A 17,298-nucleotide genomic window follows, 5' to 3' on the forward strand; every position below is an offset into this window, starting at 1 on the left:
TCAGGTCCCCTGTTTGAACAGGCCCTGGGGCTTGAACAGCAGCACCAGTACCATAAGCAGATACACCAGCGCGCCTGCACCTTCCGGCCAGAACACTTTGCCAAAGGTGTCGACGAATCCGATCAGCAAGGCTGCGATCAGCGCACCCTTGATCGACCCGATGCCGCCGATGACCACGACCACGAAACAAATAATCAGCTCGTTGCCGCCCATGCCCGGATATACCGACGAGACGGGCGCCGACAGCATGCCAGCAAATACCGCCAGACCGACACCGGCGGCAAAGACGGTGCGATACAGTACCGAGATGTTGACACCCAGCGACTGCACCATTTCGCGATTGGTAGCGCCTGCGCGGATTTTCATGCCTAGCCGGGTATGCTTGATCAACAAGTACATGCCAATTGCAATAACCAGGCAGACAAGCGAAATGAACAGGCGATAGACCGGGTAACTCAGGCCGTTGCCCAGTGCGATGGAGCCGGCCAGCCAGTCTGGCGGACTGACGCCATGCACATCATCGCCCAGCAAAATACTGCGCAATGCTTCAAAGACCAGAATCAGCCCGTAGGTCATTAGCACCTGCAGCAAATGCTCGCGCTCATACAGGAAACTGAAAAATCCCCATTCAAGCAGGTAGCCAAAGGCTAGCGCCAGAACAATGCCCAGCACCAGGGCGATCGCAAAATTACCGATATACATGCCCAGCGCGTAGAGCAGATAGGCCCCGATCATGAAGAAGCTGCCGTGTGCCAGGTTGATGACACCCATAATGCCAAAGATCAGTGTCAGTCCGCTTGCGATGAGAAACAGCAGCAGCCCGTACTGCACACTGTTCAGACACTGAATCAGAAATGTTGTTATATCCATATGTGATCCGAAGAAAGGCGCTGGCGCACGGATGGTCCCGTACATCCGCGCCTTCGGTTTACTTGCTCAGCTTGCAGCCTTTTGCCGGATCTTCCAGATTGGCGACTGCGACACCCAAGGTCTTGTTATGGTCACCCACGACTTCACGCAGATAAATATTCTGCACGGGATTATGGGCTTTGGACATGGTAAATGGTCCGCGCGGACTATCAACCGTGGCCTGTTCCATTCCCTCGATAACGGCATCCTTATTCTTGATGTCGCCTTTGGCGTGATTCATGCCGGCTGCCAGCAACTGGGCGGCATCATAGCCCTGTACGGCGTAGACGTCCGGCTCCATATTGAATTTGGCCTTGTAGTTTTTACGAAACTCCTTGTCTTTCGGATTATCAAGTTCGTCCGCATAGTGCAGTGTGGTCAGCATCCCCTTGGCGGCATCTCCCTGCGCCTGGAGCGTGCCGTCGGTCAGAAAGCCCGGGCCGTATAGTGGAATGGTTTTGCGCAGGCCCGACGCGTCGTAATCCTTCACGAACTTCACAGCGCCACCACCGGCAAAGAACGCGAAGACGGCATCCGGTTTCAGAGAGGAGATCTCGGTCAGCAAAGACTGGAATTCCACGTTGGGAAAGGGCAGTGTGAGTTCCTTGATCACCTTGCCACCCTTGGATTCGAAGCCTTCGCGAAAGCCATCGGCCGCTTCTGTGCCAGCCGCATATTTCCAGTTGATGGTAACGGCCGTTTTGTGCTTTTGCCTGTCGGCCGCAACAATGCCCATGCCATAGGCCGGCTGCCAATTGGTAAATGAGCTGCGAAAGATATTCTTGGCGCACAGCGGCCCCGTCAGCATATCGGCACCGGCGTTGGGAATAATGTATATCACGCCGCTGTCACGGGCAATCTTTGCCATACCCATGGCCACGCCGGAATGGACGGTTCCGACCAGCACATCCACCTTGTCGCGCTGTACCAGTCGATTGGTGTTCTCGGGTGCCTTGGCCGGATCTGACTCATCGTCCACGGCAAAGTACTGTATCTGCTGGTCGCCCAGTTTGCCGCCCTGTTCTTCAACGTACAGTTTGAAACCGTTTTCAATTGCCTTGCCAAGCGCCGCATAGGTTCCCGTGGCCGGCAGCATAAGACCTACCCTGACCTCGGCCTGCGCGGACTGGCTCAATCCAGCAGCCAGTATGATCGACGTCGCGACCGCGGCTTTTTTTACATTATTCATTATCTTTGTCTCCTGAATGTACAACTACTTTTTTATGATGACTGCTTATTTGTGGTGCCACGAGTGATGTGGGCGATGTTCTGTCCTGTGCTGCACGGTCGCGCGCGGGAAAATGGCGACAGCCCGCTCTGCCTGTTTCATATAATGGCTTGCGCCGGTTCGAGCTGATGCATTTCGCGCAGCCGAAAGCGCTGGATCTTCCCGGTTGCCGTTTTGGGCAGCTCGTCCAGAAATTCAATGCTGCGCGGGTACTTGTGAGGAGCCAGGCGCGACTTGACAAAGGCCTTGAGCGCCTCCTTCAACTGATCATCCGCGGCTGGCGCGGCGTCCTTGAGAACGACGTAGGCACGTGTTTTGACCAACCCCTGGGAGTCGGCAACGCCGACGACGGCCGCCTCCAGGACGGCTTCATGCTCAATGAGTGTGGCCTCCACTTCAAACGGAGACACGTATTGCCCGCTAACCTTCAGCATGTCGTCACTGCGACCCGCATAGGTGTAATAACCGTCGGCATCGCAAGAATATTTGTCTCCACTTTTGGTCCACTCTCCCTGAAAGGTGGCTTGGGTCTTTTCCCTATTATTCCAATACATAAGAGCGGCACTTTTTCCCTTGATATACAGATCGCCGATTTCTCCATTTGCGACGATAGCACCTTGTTCGTCGCGCAGCTCAAGTTCATAGCCGGGTACGGGTTTTCCTGTGGTGCCATAACGAATGTCATCGGGCGTATTGGACAGGAAAATATGCAGCATTTCCGTTGAGCCTATGCCGTCAATGATATGACAGCCGAAATGCGCGGTGAATCGCTCGCCCAGTTCTCTGGGTAGCGCCTCGCCGGCCGAGGAACACATGCGCAACGACACTTCCTCGCGGGTGGGCGTATTGGGCGCGACCAGCATGCCGGCGTAGCCGGTTGGCGCGCCACAAAAAACAGTTGGCTGGTGTTTGCGCATCGCGTCGAACACGGCATCGGGCGTGGGTCGACCGTCGATCAATACCACGCTGGCGCCTACGCCGAGCGGGAACGTCAGCGCGTTACCCAGTCCATAGGCAAAGAACAGTTTTGCCGCCGATAAAATGCGGTCCGATTCTGTCAGGTGCAACAAATCGCGGGCGTAATGGCGAATCGTCCAGTATGGATTGGCGTGGCTATGTACGGTGCCTTTGGGCTTGCCGGTAGAGCCGGAAGAGTACAACCAGAATGCGGGTTCATCGGCGTGGGTGCTACAGGGCCGATGACAGGGCGTGGCGGCGGCTAGTGCCTCGTCCATGGACAACTGGTCGTGCGATAACTCGCCCTGCGGTCGCGAGACGACAATATGCTTGATTTCATGCTCGGATTGGCTCATGGCCTCGGTCAGTACGCGCAGCAGACTGGCTGAAACCAGGGCGGCCTGGCAGCGGCTGTCTTCAATAATGTATTTATAGTCTTGCGGTGTCAGCAATGTATTGATCGCCACCGGCACGATGCCGGCATAAATGGCGCCCAGAAACGCTACTGGCCAGTCTGTGCAATCGTTCATCAGCAGCAGTACACGCTCTTCGCGGCGTATCCCGCGGTTTTTCAATAGCGCCGTCAGTCGTCGCGCTTTATCAAAAAGTTCACCGTAGGCGAGGGTGCCGTGGCTATCAATGTACGCCAGCCGCTGCAGGCGGTTCTGGTTTGACTGTATCAGATAGTCGGCGATATTGAACTGAGTGCTGTGTTCGGGGGTGTGCATGGTTAACTCCGCTAAATGCCTGGCCACTGTGCGCCAGTTTGCTTCCGTTGCCGACATTGCCTCGCTGCGATAACTGGGATGGCCGGTTACATCAAACTGTGGGTACGCCGATACTGTCCACGGCCCGAAAGCCGACACCGTGCACAGACTGATTCATTGTTTATTGCTACACGTTGAATGCTGCGTGGTGAATTCGATTTTCCCTTGCGGTAACAGATACAGCACATGGGCTGCGCCGTTGGTCACTGTGGGGTAGTGCGCGGATTGCGGACCATAGACTTTCCAGCCCGCATTGCTGCCATCGAACTGTGCGCCTTCAGTGAGCGGCATGATCAGGTCGATCTCACCGTTGGGATGACGATGATGGGGACCGCGCATGTCCTGCATGCTGACCACGTCTACGGAAAACCCGTTACTGGCGTCGGAAGGCTTGGTAACTCGGCCGTATCTGAGTCCGGCCGCCTCGTGCTGGCACATCCAGCCATCCTCAACGGCCTGGATACAGGCCTCGGAAATTTCGCGGAACCAGACGCTGTGTGCGCCGTAGCCGGCATTGAGCCATGCCTGAAGCGCATCATCGAGCGGGCGTCCTGCGATTTGGCGCGTCACTGTCTGAATTAGCGTATCGAAATGCTCGCGCATGCTGAAAGTCTCCTTAACACTTGATTTTTTTTCGTGCATTATTTTGCATGTAGATGATAAGATAGGCATGCAGTTAAAATCAGTCAAGATTTTTGCTCAAAGTTTAGGGAAAACACTAGCTTTCCGAATAACGAAATGGCACGCTATGACGCTGGAAAATTTATTTGAAACCGATCCGATGCAAGACAAGACGCCGCTGCTGCGGGCGCTGGGTGAACGAATCCGTTCGCTGCGTGCGCGCAAAGGGATCACGCGCAAGAAGCTGGCAAGCCTGGCAGGCATTTCCGAGCGCCATATGGCCAATCTGGAGCTTGGCACAGGAAACGCAACCATACTTGTGCTGCATCAGGTGGCCCTGGCACTCTCTTGTCCGCTGGCCGAACTCATTGGCGATGTCACCACATCGTCCCCCGAATGGCTGATGATCCGCGAATTGCTGGAAAATCGCAGCGAGAAGGATCTGCACAAGGTGCGTCAGCGGCTGGTTGAGCTGTTCGGCGCTGAGAAGACGCCCGGTTCGCGCCTATCGCGCATTGCCCTTATCGGTCTGCGCGGCGCCGGAAAGTCTACGCTGGGTCGCATGCTTGCCGATCGACTGGGGTATCCGTTCATTGAGTTGTCGCACGAAATCGAGCAGACCACCGGTTGCAGTATTAATGAAATTCATTCGCTGTATGGACCCGTTGCGTACCGACGCTATGAACGCCGGGCGCTGGAAGAAACCATTCAGCTTTATCCTGAAGTGGTAATCGCCACGCCGGGCGGGCTGGTTTCTGAGGCGGCGACTTATAACAACCTGCTGGAGCATTGTCTGACCGTCTGGCTGCAGGCCACGCCGCGTGAGCATATGGATCGTGTGGTCGCACAGGGTGACTTTCGGCCCATGTCAGGCAGCAAGGAAGCCATGCACGACCTGAAACTGATTCTGGAAGGCCGGGTAGCGTTCTACAGCAAGGCGGATGTCCATCTTGATACCAGCCTGCAGCCGCTTAACGAGACATTTGATGTCTTATTGGCAAAGGTACAGGCTGCACGTCGGGAAGCACAAATCGTCCCGTGACTGCGCACGCGCCTAGGGTAAATACTGAGCCCAAAGGCTTGACCGCCTTTAGAGTCATGCAATATAGTTCCTTCAATGACAAACAAAATGCATTGAATTGCATGACTCTATTGGAGGCCAGCCATGAGCGAGCTGAAAGTCAATTACCAGACTCATCCGTCGCAATATAAGCACATCTCGCTGAGCGCAGAGGGCAATGTTGCACGTCTGACCATCGATATTGATGAAGACAGTGGCATTCGCCCTGGCTATAAACTGAAACTCAATTCCTATGACTTGGGCGTGGACATCGAATTGCACGATGCACTGAACCGGATCCGCTTTGAGCACCCGCAAGTGCGCAGCGTTGTGGTAGCTAGCGGCAAGGACCGCATCTTCTGTTCTGGTGCAAATATTTTCATGCTCGGCCAGTCCAGCCATGCGTGGAAAGTCAACTTCTGTAAGTTCACTAATGAAACGCGCAACAGCATTGAAGATACCAGCGAGCACTCGGGGATAAAATTTATCGCCGCTGTCAATGGCGCCTGTGCCGGCGGCGGCTATGAGCTGGCGCTGGCCTGCGATGAGATCTATCTGGTGGACGACCGTTCCTCATCTGTGTCTTTGCCCGAGGTGCCGCTGCTGGGTGTGCTTCCCGGCACTGGCGGGCTCACGCGTGTGACCGATAAACGCAAGGTGCGGCATGATCATGCCGATATTTTCTGTACGCTGGTCGAAGGGGTGCGTGGTCAGCGGGCCAAGGAGTGGAAGCTGGTAGACGAGGTGGTCAAGCCCGCTCGTTTCCAGGACACGATCAACGCACGGGCGCAGGAACTGGCGGGCCCCGCCGGTTCTGCCTCCGACGTGCAGGGCATCGCGCTCACACCGCTTGAGAAACATGAAACGACCGACAGCCTGCATTATAAATATGTCAGTGTCGATATTGATCGGGCGGGCCAGTTCGCCACATTCACTTTGCGTGGCCCGGACGGAGACTTGCCTGCCAGCATCGACGCTATTGTGCAGACAGGCATGGCGTGGTGGCCGCTGCAACTGGCACGCGAACTGGATGATGCGATCCTGTGCATGCGCAGCAACGAGCTCGACATTGGCCTGTGGCTGATCAAGACCGTCGGCAGCGCCAAAGCGGTTTTGCAAAGCGACGATATTGTACTGAATAATAAAGATCACTGGTTCGTTCGCGAAACCCTCGGTTTGCTGCGACGCACGTTCGCGCGACTGGATGTCTCATCGCGCTCTCTGTTTGCGCTGGTCGATGAAGGCTCCTGCTTTGCCGGATCGTTGCTGGAGCCAGCGCTTGCCTGCGATCGTGTTTATATGCTGACATTGCCCGACGATGAAGAACGTACCCCTAATCTTACGGTGGGACTCATTAATTTCGGCTTTTTGCCCATGGTAACTCGCCAGTCGCGTCTGGCGCGCCGTTTTTATGATGATTCAGCCAGTCTGGAGGCTATCAAGGCCCTGGCCGGCAAAGGGTTGGACGGCGATCAGGCCGAACAGGCCGGGTTGGTTACCTATGCGCTGGACGATATCGATTGGGATGATGAAGTGCGGCTTGCCATTGAGGAACGGGTATCCATGTCGCCGGATGCATTGACCGGCATGGAAGCCAATTTGCGCTTTAACGGCCCTGAAAACATGTGGACCCGGGTTTTCGGCAGGCTGACAGCCTGGCAAAACTGGATCTTTATCCGACCCAATGCCGTCGGCGACAAGGGCGCACTCAAGCTTTATGGCAAAGGCGAGAAACCGAATTTCGACCGCAATCGGGTCTGACCACCGGGGGCGAAAACGCCGTCCAAAAAGGGGTCTGGTAAATCCTTGTAACGCCAGCTCCAAGACACTGGAGATCACTATGTCAAGCATCAATTACAGCGATAAAATTCCCAATAACGTGAATTTGTCCGAAGACAGAACACTGCAGCGTGCCCTGGAGCACTGGCAGCCCAATTACCGCAAATGGTGGAACGAGATGGGCCCCGAAGGTTCCCAGGAATTTGACGTCTATTTGCGGACCGCGACCAGCGTGGATCCACAAGGCTGGGCATCATTCGGCTATGTGAAAATGCCGGACTATCGCTGGGGAATCTTCCTGAATCCGCGCATTGCAGATCGACAGGTCAATTTTGGCGAACACAAGGGTGAAAAAGCCTGGCAGGATGTGCCGGGCGAGCATCGCGCCAACCTGCGCCGCATCATTGTGACCCAGGGAGACACGGAGCCGGCGTCGGTAGAACAGCAACGCTATTTGGGGTTGACCGCGCCATCCATGTACGACCTGCGCAATCTGTTCCAGGTCAACGTAGAGGAGGGCCGTCATTTGTGGGCCATGGTCTATTTGCTGCACAAGCATTTCGGTCGTGATGGGCGTGAGGAAGCAGAAGCACTGCTCGAACGAAATAGTGGCGACCAAGACAATCCGCGTATCCTGGCGGCGTTTAATGAGAAAACCCCAGACTGGCTGTCGTTCTTTATGTTTACCTACTTTACCGATCGCGACGGTAAATTTCAGTTGTGTGCCCTGGCCGAGTCAGGCTTTGACCCGCTGGCCCGGACCACGAAATTTATGCTGACCGAAGAGGCGCATCATATGTTTGTCGGTGAATCGGGCGTATCCCGGGTCATCCAGCGAACCTGCGAGGTGATGAATCAATTAAAAACCGACGACGCCGGGCGGCTTCGCCAAGCCGGCGTGATTGACCTGGAGACCATTCAGCGCTATCTGAACTTTCACTTTAGCGTCACTATTGATTTGTTCGGCGCCGATGAGTCCAGTAATGCTGCCACGTTCTACAACACCGGATTGAAAGGGCGCTACGAAGAGACCAAGCGCGACGACGACCACAAGTTGTACGACCGTACCTACAACGTACTGGCGGTGCAGGACGGGCGCCTGGCCGAGCGTTCCGTGCCAATGCTCAATGCGCTGAACGAAGTATTGCGCGACGACTATATCAAGGACTCGGTCGGTGGCGTGAACCGCTGGAACAAAGTCATTGAAAAAGCCGGTATCCCGTTTCGCCTGAAGACACCGCATAAAGCATTTAACCGCAGCATCGGCACCCTGTCGGGGGTGTTTGTCTCTCCCGATGGCACAATGATGTCCGAGGCAGAATGGATCAAGCGCGAGAGCGAGTGGTTGCCGACAGGCGAGGATCGTGCCTTTGTGGCTTCGCTGATGGGGCGTGTGGTTGAGCCGGGCAAATTTGCCAACTGGATCGCACCGCCTGTCATGGGCATCAATCGCCAACCGGTTGATTTTGAGTACGTACGATTCGACTGAATACGGGTGCCCGATGCGGGCACCCTGTAATAGGGAAACAGACGTAGGACGGAGACTGTTATGGCGATGAGCGAACAAGCGCAGTCAATAAAAAAACAGCACCTGATCGATCCGGAAATTTGCATACGCTGCAATACATGCGAAGAAACCTGTCCGATTGACGCGATAACGCATGACGGCACCAATTATGTTGTCAGATCGGATATCTGCAACCATTGCATGGCCTGCGTGGCACCCTGCCCGACGGGCGCAATCGATAACTGGCAGCCGGTATTTGCAGACAAAATGTATTCGCTGGAAGAGCAATACAGCTGGGAGCAATTGCCGGCGCCGCTGACGCCTCCGGACCCGGCAGAGGAGCGCATAGCCGGTGTCGATGTTGCGGGCGAGCCAGAGCTGACCATACAGGGCAGCAACTATGTGTCTGGATCGCAGGTCCCTCCCTGGTCGGCGTCGCACAGCTATACCAATTTATATGGCACACGCAATGTGATTACCGCGACGGTCTCGGGCAACTATCGCCTGACTGACGAATCATCCGACAGCGACATTCGCCACGTCGTGCTCGACTTTGGCGATGCGCCATTTCCGGTACTGGAAGGACAGTCTATCGGCATTATTCCACCTGGCGCCGATGCCGCCAACCGGCTGCACCATGCACGTCAATACTCGCTTGCCAGTCCGCGAGACGGCGAACGCCCGCGCTACAACAACGTTTCCATTACAGTGAAACGCGTGGTACAGGACTATGACGGTAATCCGGTCAGGGGAGTCTGTTCTAATTACGTTTGTGATTTGAAGAAAGGCGACAAAGTACAGGTTATCGGCCCTTTCGGTCATACATTCCTGATGCCGAATCATCCGGGTGCAAATATCATTATGATCTGCACGGGCACCGGCAGCGCGCCTATGCGCGCGATGACCGAGAGGCGCCGGCGCAAGCGCGGAGACGGTCAGGGCGACGAACGCGGCAAGCTTATGCTGTTTTTCGGCGCCCGTTGTGAGCAAGAGCTGCCGTATTTCGGACCGCTCAATAAATTGCCCAAAGACTTTATCGATATTAATTTTGCCTTTTCGCGTACGCCGGGCCAGCCCAAAAAATATGTGCAGGACGTGATGCGGGAACGCCTGCCCGATCTGCTTGCGCTACTGAAGGACGAGGACACGTATATTTACGTTTGTGGCCTCAAGGGTATGGAGTCTGGCGTGCTTGAAGTGTTGCAGGAAGCGGCTGCGTCCGGCGGCATGCAATGGCCTGACTTGCATGCCACGCTCAGGCAGAAAGGTCGCCTGCATCTGGAGACGTATTGATAGAAATTGCCTCCCTGAAGGGAAAGAAGGTCGTCAAGTCTTACCGTTTGTGTTCCGCCGTCTTTTCACCGCCTTGACTCTATTTTCTGGCTTGCGTTGAGGGATGGACGGGTGACACAGGCAGCAGCCCACACCAGCAACACCGCTGGTACGGTATATATCCAGAAAGCAGACAGCAACGGCAGCAGCAACCCGGCGGCAAGCGGGCCTGTTCCGGCACCGATATCACGCCAAACAGAACGCGCCGCAAGTGCGTGAACCCGCTGCGGCCCTGGCGTTCGTCGGGCCACGATGGGCGCCAGCAGCGGCAGTTGCAGAGCACGAAGAACAACAATCGCCGTGGCACAGCTCCATAGCCAGCCTGCGCCGAATCCGATCAGACATACACATGTCATCAGCGATAGTATGAGCAAGAGTTTTTCGGCGCCGAATCGTTCAGCAAGCTTGCCACCCAGTGGACTCAGAACAATCTCACCGACATAGCGCAGCGACAGCAATAGGCCGGCGGTCATGACCGCGTTCCCGGGAAGAAGATCGCTGCCAAGATAGGACAGGCCGATAATGAATAGCCCGTCCAACGTGAAGCCCTCCAGAAAAGACCACATATCCAGGCTGTTGGGCAGGCTCAGGCCCCGCCGCTTTGGCGGCATGGAATATGTACGGGACGGAAGACGACGGGTGACGACGACGCCCATCATGGCCGTGGCGGCCAGTAACCAGAAAATTGCTCGGGGCCACAAGCCATAGGCAAGTAGTGCGGCCAGAGGCAATGCGATGGCCGGTCCCAGCGCGATAAAGGCGCGGGATCTTCCTGATCGGCGTGAAGCGCCTGTCGCTTCGGCTGTTGCCAGTGCCTGTGTCGATAGATTCAGGGCCGCGAAGGCCAGTCCCCAAAGCAGTCGCAGTGGCAGCAACGCCCACAGCCCCGTCAGCGTGGCATAGCCGATTGCACACACACTGGCCGCAATCACAGCAAGCGTGCAGACAAGGCGATCGCCATGCCGGGCATAAAAGCGTGCGACAAAACCATACCCGGCAATACGAATAAGGCGATTGGCGGCAAGTAATACGCCTGCCTCAACCAGTGTTACACCAAAGTGTTCCGAATACATAGGGAGCAACAAATACAGGACGACATCGGTGGGCAGGGCAAGCGCCATGGCGAGCGCGGCATGCCGCGAATGCCGATCAATGGGATACTGGGCAGAGGGAATGGTCATGCCGGAATGCTACTGCGCTGCCAGAGAGGCGTCAAACGATTTTAATACGCCCACGAGCCCAATCTCTCTCATATACGTACGCCATTTTCACGGGCTGTATTACTATGGGAATCACTCTACTATCCTCATTCGGTGCTGTGTAGTCGGATGCAGCAATTCAACGTTGAAAGCCGGAACGCCGGACCTACTAAGCGGCGCAACGCGCATGACATTGTTGACTAATACTGACAATAATATTGTTAACTATATGAGATATAACAACGGCGTTATAATAGGCCGAAGCGTTCGTCAACGTTTTCTGCCGGACGCCCAGTCTTCATACACATTGCCAGCGAACAGGATGATATTTTGAAAACCACCGATCAAGACGCGCTCGACAACTTTGAAAGCGCGGTCAAATTTCGGCTTTTTGCGGAACGCAAACAGCTCACCTTATCGTTGCCTGAGCAGATCGCCGCCCAGTTGGGTGACCAGATCATCAGTGGCTCAATGGCCAACGGCGCACATATTCCCGAGCAAGAGCTGGCCGAGCGTTATGAAGTCAGCCGGGGACCAGTGCGCGAGGCATTGAGAATTTTGGAACGCGAAGGCCTGGTAGTTGTCAACCCAAGGCGAGGGGCAAGCGTGTCTGAGTTGAACTCTGACGAATTGGCTGAAATATTTGAAGTACGCAGCAGCCTGTTGTCCCTGGCGGCAAGAAAGAATGCAGTTGCGCAAAATCCTGAACTGTTCAAGTTGCTTGAGTATGGAATTCAAAAGCTTGCATCATGTATTGATACGCCCGCCGATGGCAGCCTTTACGCCGAAACCACGTATCGCCTTTCTCTGCTGTCGGCACGCTATGCAAGCAACTCCCGATTAAGCCAGATCGTCACCTCGTTGTCGTTGCAGACGCTGCGTTATTCAAAACTGCAATTTCGCTCTCGTGAAAGAAGAGTGCGATCTATTGAACACTGGCAGCGGTCACTTCAGGCTTGCAAGGCTGGGGATGCCGACCTGGCTGCCCAGATTTGCCAGCAGCGGATCCAAGAGTCCTGGGACGCCACATTGGCGGCTCTTCAAAGTGGAGAAGCGCTGACACCGGTGCGGGCTCCCAAGGACACATTCACCGTGTGAAGCGCCAACAAACGTACCGCAAAAAGCGCGCCTCAAGAGTCATGGATAAAGACATCGAGGCGCAGAGACATAAGACTCAGAAATTCAAGACTCGAAATCTTAGAATCGAGAGACTCCGCCTTATTTAGTGAGTCGTGAATCAGGCAGCTGCCGGACGTTTTCGGTCTGGAGCAGCCTGTCTGACGATATCCTGGGCCAGTTGTGTATGGACGCGTCCAAGGCAAAAATCCGGGTCTTCCAGCGCGGCCAGCAGAAACGGTATATTGGTCCTTATCCCCTCGATCACGGTGCCCAACAATGCGCTTCGCAAAAGTTCAATGGCATGATGTCGGCTGGCACCATGCGCGATCACTTTCGCAATCATCGGATCGTAATATGGCGACACCCGGCTGCCTTCTTCATAGCCCGTTTCAATGCGAATGCCGGGCCCTTGGCCCAGACGGAAAATCGTCAGCAATCCAGGAGACGGGGTGAAACGCCATGGGTCTTCTGCATAAATGCGCACCTGGATGGCGTGGCCGTCGGCAGCCTCGGGAGAACTGGGAATCACTTCCTGCAGACGTTTTCCAGCGGCCAGCGCTATCTGGCTTTTCACGATGTCAATTCCAGTGACTGCTTCGGTGACGCCATGTTCAACCTGTAGCCTGGTGTTCATTTCCAGAAAACTGAAACCGGTCTGTTCATCGTATAAGGTTTCCACCGTTCCGATATTGTTATATTTCACCGTTTGCATGATACGAGCAGCGGTATCAGCCATGGACATCATCGTGCCTCTTTGAACGGCAGGCGCACCCGCTTCTTCGATCACTTTTTGGTGGCGGCGCTGTATGGAACAGTCGCGTTCAAGAAGATGTATGGCATTGCCATAATTGTCCGCCATAATTTGGAACTCAATATGGCGCGGCTGGGTAAAGAGACGTTCTACATACAATTGCGCGTTACCAAAACTCCGTTGCGCCAGGCGACTGGCATGTTCGATTGCACCCGGCAATGCTGCCGGCTCATGCACCGCAACCATCCCAATACCACCGCCACCGGCAGCAGGCTTGATAAGCAGTGGGAAACCCACGTCAGCGGCTTGGCGACATTGCTGTTCGGATGGGCCATGCAGGAGACCACTGCTGGGACACATTGGCATCCCGTGGTGCGCCATCAGTTCCCGGGCCCGGGTTTTATGCCCCATGGATTCTATCCATTGCGCGGAAGGGCCGATGAAGACCAATCCGGCGCGCTCTACCCGTCTGGCGAATTCGGCGTTTTCCGATAGAAATCCATAGCCGGGATGAATTGCATCTACCCGGCATGACTGGGCAGCACTCAGCATTTTGTCTATATTCAGGTAACTGTCGATTGGGGCTGGGCCCCCGATACAAATTTTCTCTTTGGCCTGGCGAACATAAGGCAAGTCGGCGTCGGCTTCCGAATAAACCACGACGCATTCTATGTCCATGTCCTGTGCAGCACGAATAATTCTTGCTGCCACCGCCCCCCGGTTACCCACCAGTATCTTTTTGAACATTATCGGTTCTCCTGTTGTGCTCTAGCAGTGAGTGCCATTGAGCAATAATGTATTGTGTAATTTCCGTTTGTATATTATATTATTGTTAACAATCTGTTTGTTAATTATTTTGGGGCAACATTATGGAAGTTCTGTCGGAAGTGACGGGCACAGTGTGGAAGATCGTGGTCAAGGAGGGAGATATGGTCGAAGAAGGCCAAACACTTGTAATTGTGGAATCCATGAAAATGGAGATTCCAATAGATGCGCCGGCCAGCGGCCGGGCCGTGTTGTTGACCCAGGACGGTGCCGCCGTGGAAGAGGGCATGATTGTTGCGCGGATTGACGCCGCCTGAGTTAGCGGTATCCGCCAGGCATTTTTGCAACAGGAGAATACATTGAATTCACCTTCGAGCAGTCGGAGAAACACGAGTTCCGCAGAGACACCGGCTTTAGCAGGAATTAAAGTGATCGAGATCTGCAGTACGATCGCTGGACCCGCCTGTGGGCGCTTGCTGGCTGATTTTGGCGCGGACGTTATTAAGATAGAACCGCCACAGGGCGATCCGGTACGTCAGATGGGCAGTCATGTGGGAGATATCTCCTTGTACGCGGCTAGCATCCTGCGAAACAAGCGTTCAGTCGTGATCGACTTGAAGTCCGAGCAGGGGCGCAAGCTGGCGCTGGCGCTGATCGCCGGAGCCGATATTGTGCTGGAGAATAATCGACCGGGTGTACTGGAAAGACTGGGGCTTGGCTACGAGCAGGTATCAGCGCGACATCCCGGTATCATCTTCGTGCGCATCAGTGGATATGGTCAAGATGGCCCGTACGCCCAACGGCCCGGTTACGGTGCGATCTGCGAGGCGGTGGGGGGCGTGCGGCATATGACGGGGGATCCAGACAGGCCGCCGGCACGCGTGGCATTGGCTACCACCGACTATCTGACCTCGGTATACGCCGCCTTCGGCGCCATGGGCGCACTGCGCAGCCGCGACCGAAGCGGACAGGGTCAGGTGGTGGATGTGGCATTGTATGAGACTGCTTTCACACAATTGGAGCCGCTGGTTCCTGCATACCAGAAACTCAATAAAGTTCCGATGCGGGTGGGCCCGAACCTGCCTTCCATGGCACCCAATAGCTTGTATCCGACACGGGACAACAATTATTTGCTCATCGCCGCCAATAGCAATGCCACCTTCGAACGCCTGCTCAAGCTCATGGGGCGGCTCGAATTGCTGCAGGATAAACGCTTTTGCTCGATCCGTGCACGAGGGGAAAAGCCCAATATGACAGATCTGGATTCGATCATCAGCGCCTGGACTAGCCAATACGATGCCGTGGAATTGGAGCAAATGATTGTCGAGGTGGAAGTGCCGGTATCCAGAGTCTATACGATAGCTGACATTTTTGATGATCCCCATTATCAGGCACGCAATATGATCGCCAACGTGCCGCATCCGCAACTGGAGTCTGTGGCGCAGGTGGGCATTGTGCCGCGTTTGTCAGCCACGCCGGGCACGATTCGCTTTACAGGCCCCGACTTGGGCGCAGACACAGTAAGCGTTTTGCGCGACGAGCTTGGCATGGATGAAGAAACGATAGAAAGCATGCTGCGCGATGGTGTGATTGCGGCCAGCAATTGAGCCATACATGCCGCCAAAAATGCGCAAGGCCGGTTCCCGATAATTATGAGTACCTAACATAGAAACGATTATGCAAACATTTGAATATCATGGGCAGCAGTGGAAAGACGAATACGAAGAATTGTACAAGCGTCGGGAAATGGCCCGGGCCATGGGTGGTGAAGAGGCCTTGCGCAAGCATAGAGAGCGCGGAAGGCTCAACGCGCGCGAACGCATTGACGCGTTGCTCGATAGCGATAGCTTTCGTGAAATGGGAAGGATAGCAGGCAAGGGGCGCTATGACGATAACGGCCAATTCCTTGATATGTCGCCTGTCAACGCAATCATCGGTACGGGCAAAATAGAGAACAGAACTGTGGTCGTCTCTGGTGATGACTATACCTTACGCGCTGGATCTTCCGAATCTACGATTTCCGACAAGTGGATATATGCAGAACGACTGGCAATGACCTTGAGCGTGCCGCTGATCAGAATGGTTGACAGTGCTGGCGGCAGCGTCAAATTACTTGCTCAGATGCATGGCACAAAAATCCCAGGCTATCCGACATGGCCAGCAATCAGGCTGCTTGACCACGTTCCTGTAGTAGGCATTGCGCTGGGGTCGTGCGCCGGACTGGGTGCCATGAAGGTATTGTTATCCCACTTTTCCGTCATGGTTCGGGACCAGGCTCAGGTATTTGCAGCAGGCCCTCCTGTGGTAAAGCAAGCTTATGGCATTGACATCGACAAGAACGATCTTGGCGGCTACAAGGTTCACCGCCGCAGTGCACTTGTCCACAACGAAGCGGTCGACGAAGCCGACGCGTTTGCTCAGGTGAAACGCTTTTTGAGCTATTTGCCGCCGAGCAGTGACCAACAAGGCAAACGTATCGTATCGGACGATCCACGCGACCGGGCAGAAGACTGGCTGGCTGATGCTATTCCAAAAGACAGACGTAAGATTTTTGACCCGCGCAAGATTCTGGCCGCAATCTGTGATCATGATTCTATCTTTGAAATCGGCCGGTGGCAGGGCGGTTCAGTCATTACGGCTTTGGCGCGCATTGATGGCTATCCGGTGGGCATTCTGTGTAACGACCCCAAGATCGCCGGTGGCGCCATGACAGTCGCCGCAGCTTATAAAACCGAGAGGCATGTAAAGCTTTGCGACACCTTCGGCTTGCCCGTTATTAATTTTGTCGATCAGCCGGGAAACGCAACCGGCCCCGAGGCGGAGTTGCAGGGAACGCTGCTGGCCGCCGTCAGGGTGCTGGAAACTATAGAAAAAGCGACGATTCCATGGTTCAGTGTGATCATGCGCCGCTGTTTCGGCATGGCGGGCGGCATGCACGCACCCAAGCATTTCCCGGCCCTCAACCATCGCGTGGCCTGGCCATTTGCCCGATGGGGATCGATTCCCATTGAAGGCGGTGTCTACGCAGCGCATCGTCGCGAGATTGATACCGCAGATGATCCGGTGGCGACAAGAGAGCAGCTCGAAGCGCAGTACCATCATCTGGGGTCACCGTTCCGTACCGCCGAGGCATTCGGCATTCTGGACATTATCGACCCGCGCGAGACACGTTCCATGCTTTGTGACTGGGTGGATCAAGCCTGGCAGGCGCTTCACGCAAGACGCGGCAGAACGGGTAGTGCGATTTAATGCTGATTGGCTAATGCTGTTTTGGTTTAAGTAGTTACTGCGCAACATAACAAAT

14 protein-coding genes are annotated in these 17,298 nt (G+C 55.1%); 8 read left to right on the forward strand and 6 right to left on the reverse strand.

The genetic code is table 11. The annotated features are described in order from the left end of the window. From CAP48_RS07945 to CAP48_RS07960, 4 genes are all read right to left on the reverse strand, one after another. The gene (locus tag CAP48_RS07945) at window positions 1-870 is read right to left on the reverse strand and encodes a branched-chain amino acid ABC transporter permease (protein ID WP_100695448.1); all 870 of its coding nucleotides are present in this window, start codon (window positions 868-870) and stop codon (window positions 1-3) included. A 58-nt stretch (window positions 871-928) separates the two neighbouring features. Beyond that, complete coding sequence (locus CAP48_RS07950; RefSeq protein ID WP_100695449.1) at window positions 929-2,098, reverse strand: ABC transporter substrate-binding protein; 1,170 nt, start codon at window positions 2,096-2,098, stop codon at window positions 929-931. A 137-nt stretch (window positions 2,099-2,235) separates the two neighbouring features. Then, window positions 2,236-3,822, reverse strand: coding sequence for a benzoate-CoA ligase family protein (locus tag CAP48_RS07955; RefSeq protein ID WP_100695450.1), 1,587 nt, complete (start codon window positions 3,820-3,822; stop codon window positions 2,236-2,238). A 153-nt stretch (window positions 3,823-3,975) separates the two neighbouring features. Further along, entirely contained in the window at window positions 3,976-4,464 is a 489-nt protein-coding gene (locus CAP48_RS07960) for a DUF4863 family protein (protein ID WP_100695451.1), read from the reverse strand. A 145-nt stretch (window positions 4,465-4,609) separates the two neighbouring features. On the opposite strand from CAP48_RS07960, the gene CAP48_RS07965 reads away from it, so the two are divergent. From CAP48_RS07965 to boxA, 4 genes are all read left to right on the forward strand, one after another. Further along, window positions 4,610-5,524 carry a helix-turn-helix transcriptional regulator gene (locus CAP48_RS07965; protein ID WP_100695452.1) on the forward strand — a complete coding sequence of 305 codons (915 nt, stop codon included), beginning with the start codon at window positions 4,610-4,612 and terminating at the stop codon, window positions 5,522-5,524. A gap of 123 nt (window positions 5,525-5,647) precedes the next feature. Then, entirely contained in the window at window positions 5,648-7,303 is a 1,656-nt protein-coding gene (gene boxC, locus CAP48_RS07970) for a 2,3-epoxybenzoyl-CoA dihydrolase (protein ID WP_100695453.1), read from the forward strand. A gap of 79 nt (window positions 7,304-7,382) precedes the next feature. Beyond that, window positions 7,383-8,810 (forward strand): benzoyl-CoA 2,3-epoxidase subunit BoxB, encoded by a 1,428-nt coding sequence (gene boxB, locus CAP48_RS07975; RefSeq protein WP_100695454.1) that lies wholly within the window; start codon window positions 7,383-7,385, stop codon window positions 8,808-8,810. Window positions 8,811-8,870: 60 nt separating this feature from the next. Further along, entirely contained in the window at window positions 8,871-10,121 is a 1,251-nt protein-coding gene (gene boxA / locus CAP48_RS07980; RefSeq protein WP_100695455.1) for a benzoyl-CoA 2,3-epoxidase subunit BoxA, read from the forward strand. A 65-nt stretch (window positions 10,122-10,186) separates the two neighbouring features. Here boxA and CAP48_RS07985 read toward each other — a convergent pair whose 3' ends face one another. Beyond that, window positions 10,187-11,341 carry an MFS transporter gene (locus tag CAP48_RS07985; protein ID WP_100695456.1) on the reverse strand — a complete coding sequence of 385 codons (1,155 nt, stop codon included), beginning with the start codon at window positions 11,339-11,341 and terminating at the stop codon, window positions 10,187-10,189. Window positions 11,342-11,689: 348 nt separating this feature from the next. Between CAP48_RS07985 and CAP48_RS07990 the strand changes: the two genes are divergently transcribed. Then, complete coding sequence (locus CAP48_RS07990) at window positions 11,690-12,457, forward strand: GntR family transcriptional regulator (RefSeq protein ID WP_242444361.1); 768 nt, start codon at window positions 11,690-11,692, stop codon at window positions 12,455-12,457. Between the two features lie 139 nt (window positions 12,458-12,596). Here CAP48_RS07990 and CAP48_RS07995 read toward each other — a convergent pair whose 3' ends face one another. After that, a complete protein-coding gene (locus tag CAP48_RS07995) occupies window positions 12,597-13,976 on the reverse strand; it encodes an acetyl/propionyl/methylcrotonyl-CoA carboxylase subunit alpha (RefSeq protein WP_100695458.1) in 1,380 nt (459 codons plus the stop codon). 122 nt (window positions 13,977-14,098) lie between these two features. On the opposite strand from CAP48_RS07995, the gene CAP48_RS08000 reads away from it, so the two are divergent. The 3 genes from CAP48_RS08000 to CAP48_RS08010 all read left to right on the forward strand — a co-directional run bounded on the left by CAP48_RS08000 (window position 14,099) and on the right by CAP48_RS08010 (window position 17,243). Beyond that, window positions 14,099-14,311 carry an acetyl-CoA carboxylase biotin carboxyl carrier protein subunit gene (locus CAP48_RS08000; protein ID WP_100695459.1) on the forward strand — a complete coding sequence of 71 codons (213 nt, stop codon included), beginning with the start codon at window positions 14,099-14,101 and terminating at the stop codon, window positions 14,309-14,311. 42 nt (window positions 14,312-14,353) lie between these two features. Then, window positions 14,354-15,601, forward strand: a complete 1,248-nt coding sequence (locus tag CAP48_RS08005; RefSeq protein ID WP_100695460.1) for a CaiB/BaiF CoA-transferase family protein — start codon at window positions 14,354-14,356, stop codon at window positions 15,599-15,601. 70 nt (window positions 15,602-15,671) lie between these two features. Continuing rightward, entirely contained in the window at window positions 15,672-17,243 is a 1,572-nt protein-coding gene (locus CAP48_RS08010; RefSeq protein WP_242444363.1) for an acyl-CoA carboxylase subunit beta, read from the forward strand. Window positions 17,244-17,298 lie beyond the last annotated feature (55 nt).

Source organism: Advenella sp. S44, assembly GCF_002810445.1.
Lineage (GTDB): Bacteria > Pseudomonadota > Gammaproteobacteria > Burkholderiales > Burkholderiaceae_B > Advenella.

Bases quoted from the DNA above. Each gene is read 5' to 3' on its own strand.
- CAP48_RS08000 (WP_100695459.1), top strand. From the start codon at position 14,099: ATGGAAGTTCTGTCGGAAGTGACGGGCACAGTGTGGAAGATCGTGGTC.
- boxB (WP_100695454.1), top strand. From the start codon at position 7,383: ATGTCAAGCATCAATTACAGCGATAAAATTCCCAATAACGTGAATTTG.
- CAP48_RS08010 (WP_242444363.1), top strand. From the start codon at position 15,672: ATGCAAACATTTGAATATCATGGGCAGCAGTGGAAAGACGAATACGAA.
- boxC (WP_100695453.1), top strand. From the start codon at position 5,648: ATGAGCGAGCTGAAAGTCAATTACCAGACTCATCCGTCGCAATATAAG.
- CAP48_RS07945 (WP_100695448.1), bottom strand. From the start codon at position 870: ATGGATATAACAACATTTCTGATTCAGTGTCTGAACAGTGTGCAGTAC.
- CAP48_RS07985 (WP_100695456.1), bottom strand. From the start codon at position 11,341: ATGACCATTCCCTCTGCCCAGTATCCCATTGATCGGCATTCGCGGCAT.
- CAP48_RS07960 (WP_100695451.1), bottom strand. From the start codon at position 4,464: ATGCGCGAGCATTTCGATACGCTAATTCAGACAGTGACGCGCCAAATC.
- CAP48_RS07950 (WP_100695449.1), bottom strand. From the start codon at position 2,098: ATGAATAATGTAAAAAAAGCCGCGGTCGCGACGTCGATCATACTGGCT.
- CAP48_RS07955 (WP_100695450.1), bottom strand. From the start codon at position 3,822: ATGCACACCCCCGAACACAGCACTCAGTTCAATATCGCCGACTATCTG.
- CAP48_RS07965 (WP_100695452.1), top strand. From the start codon at position 4,610: ATGACGCTGGAAAATTTATTTGAAACCGATCCGATGCAAGACAAGACG.
- boxA (WP_100695455.1), top strand. From the start codon at position 8,871: ATGGCGATGAGCGAACAAGCGCAGTCAATAAAAAAACAGCACCTGATC.
- CAP48_RS07995 (WP_100695458.1), bottom strand. From the start codon at position 13,976: ATGTTCAAAAAGATACTGGTGGGTAACCGGGGGGCGGTGGCAGCAAGA.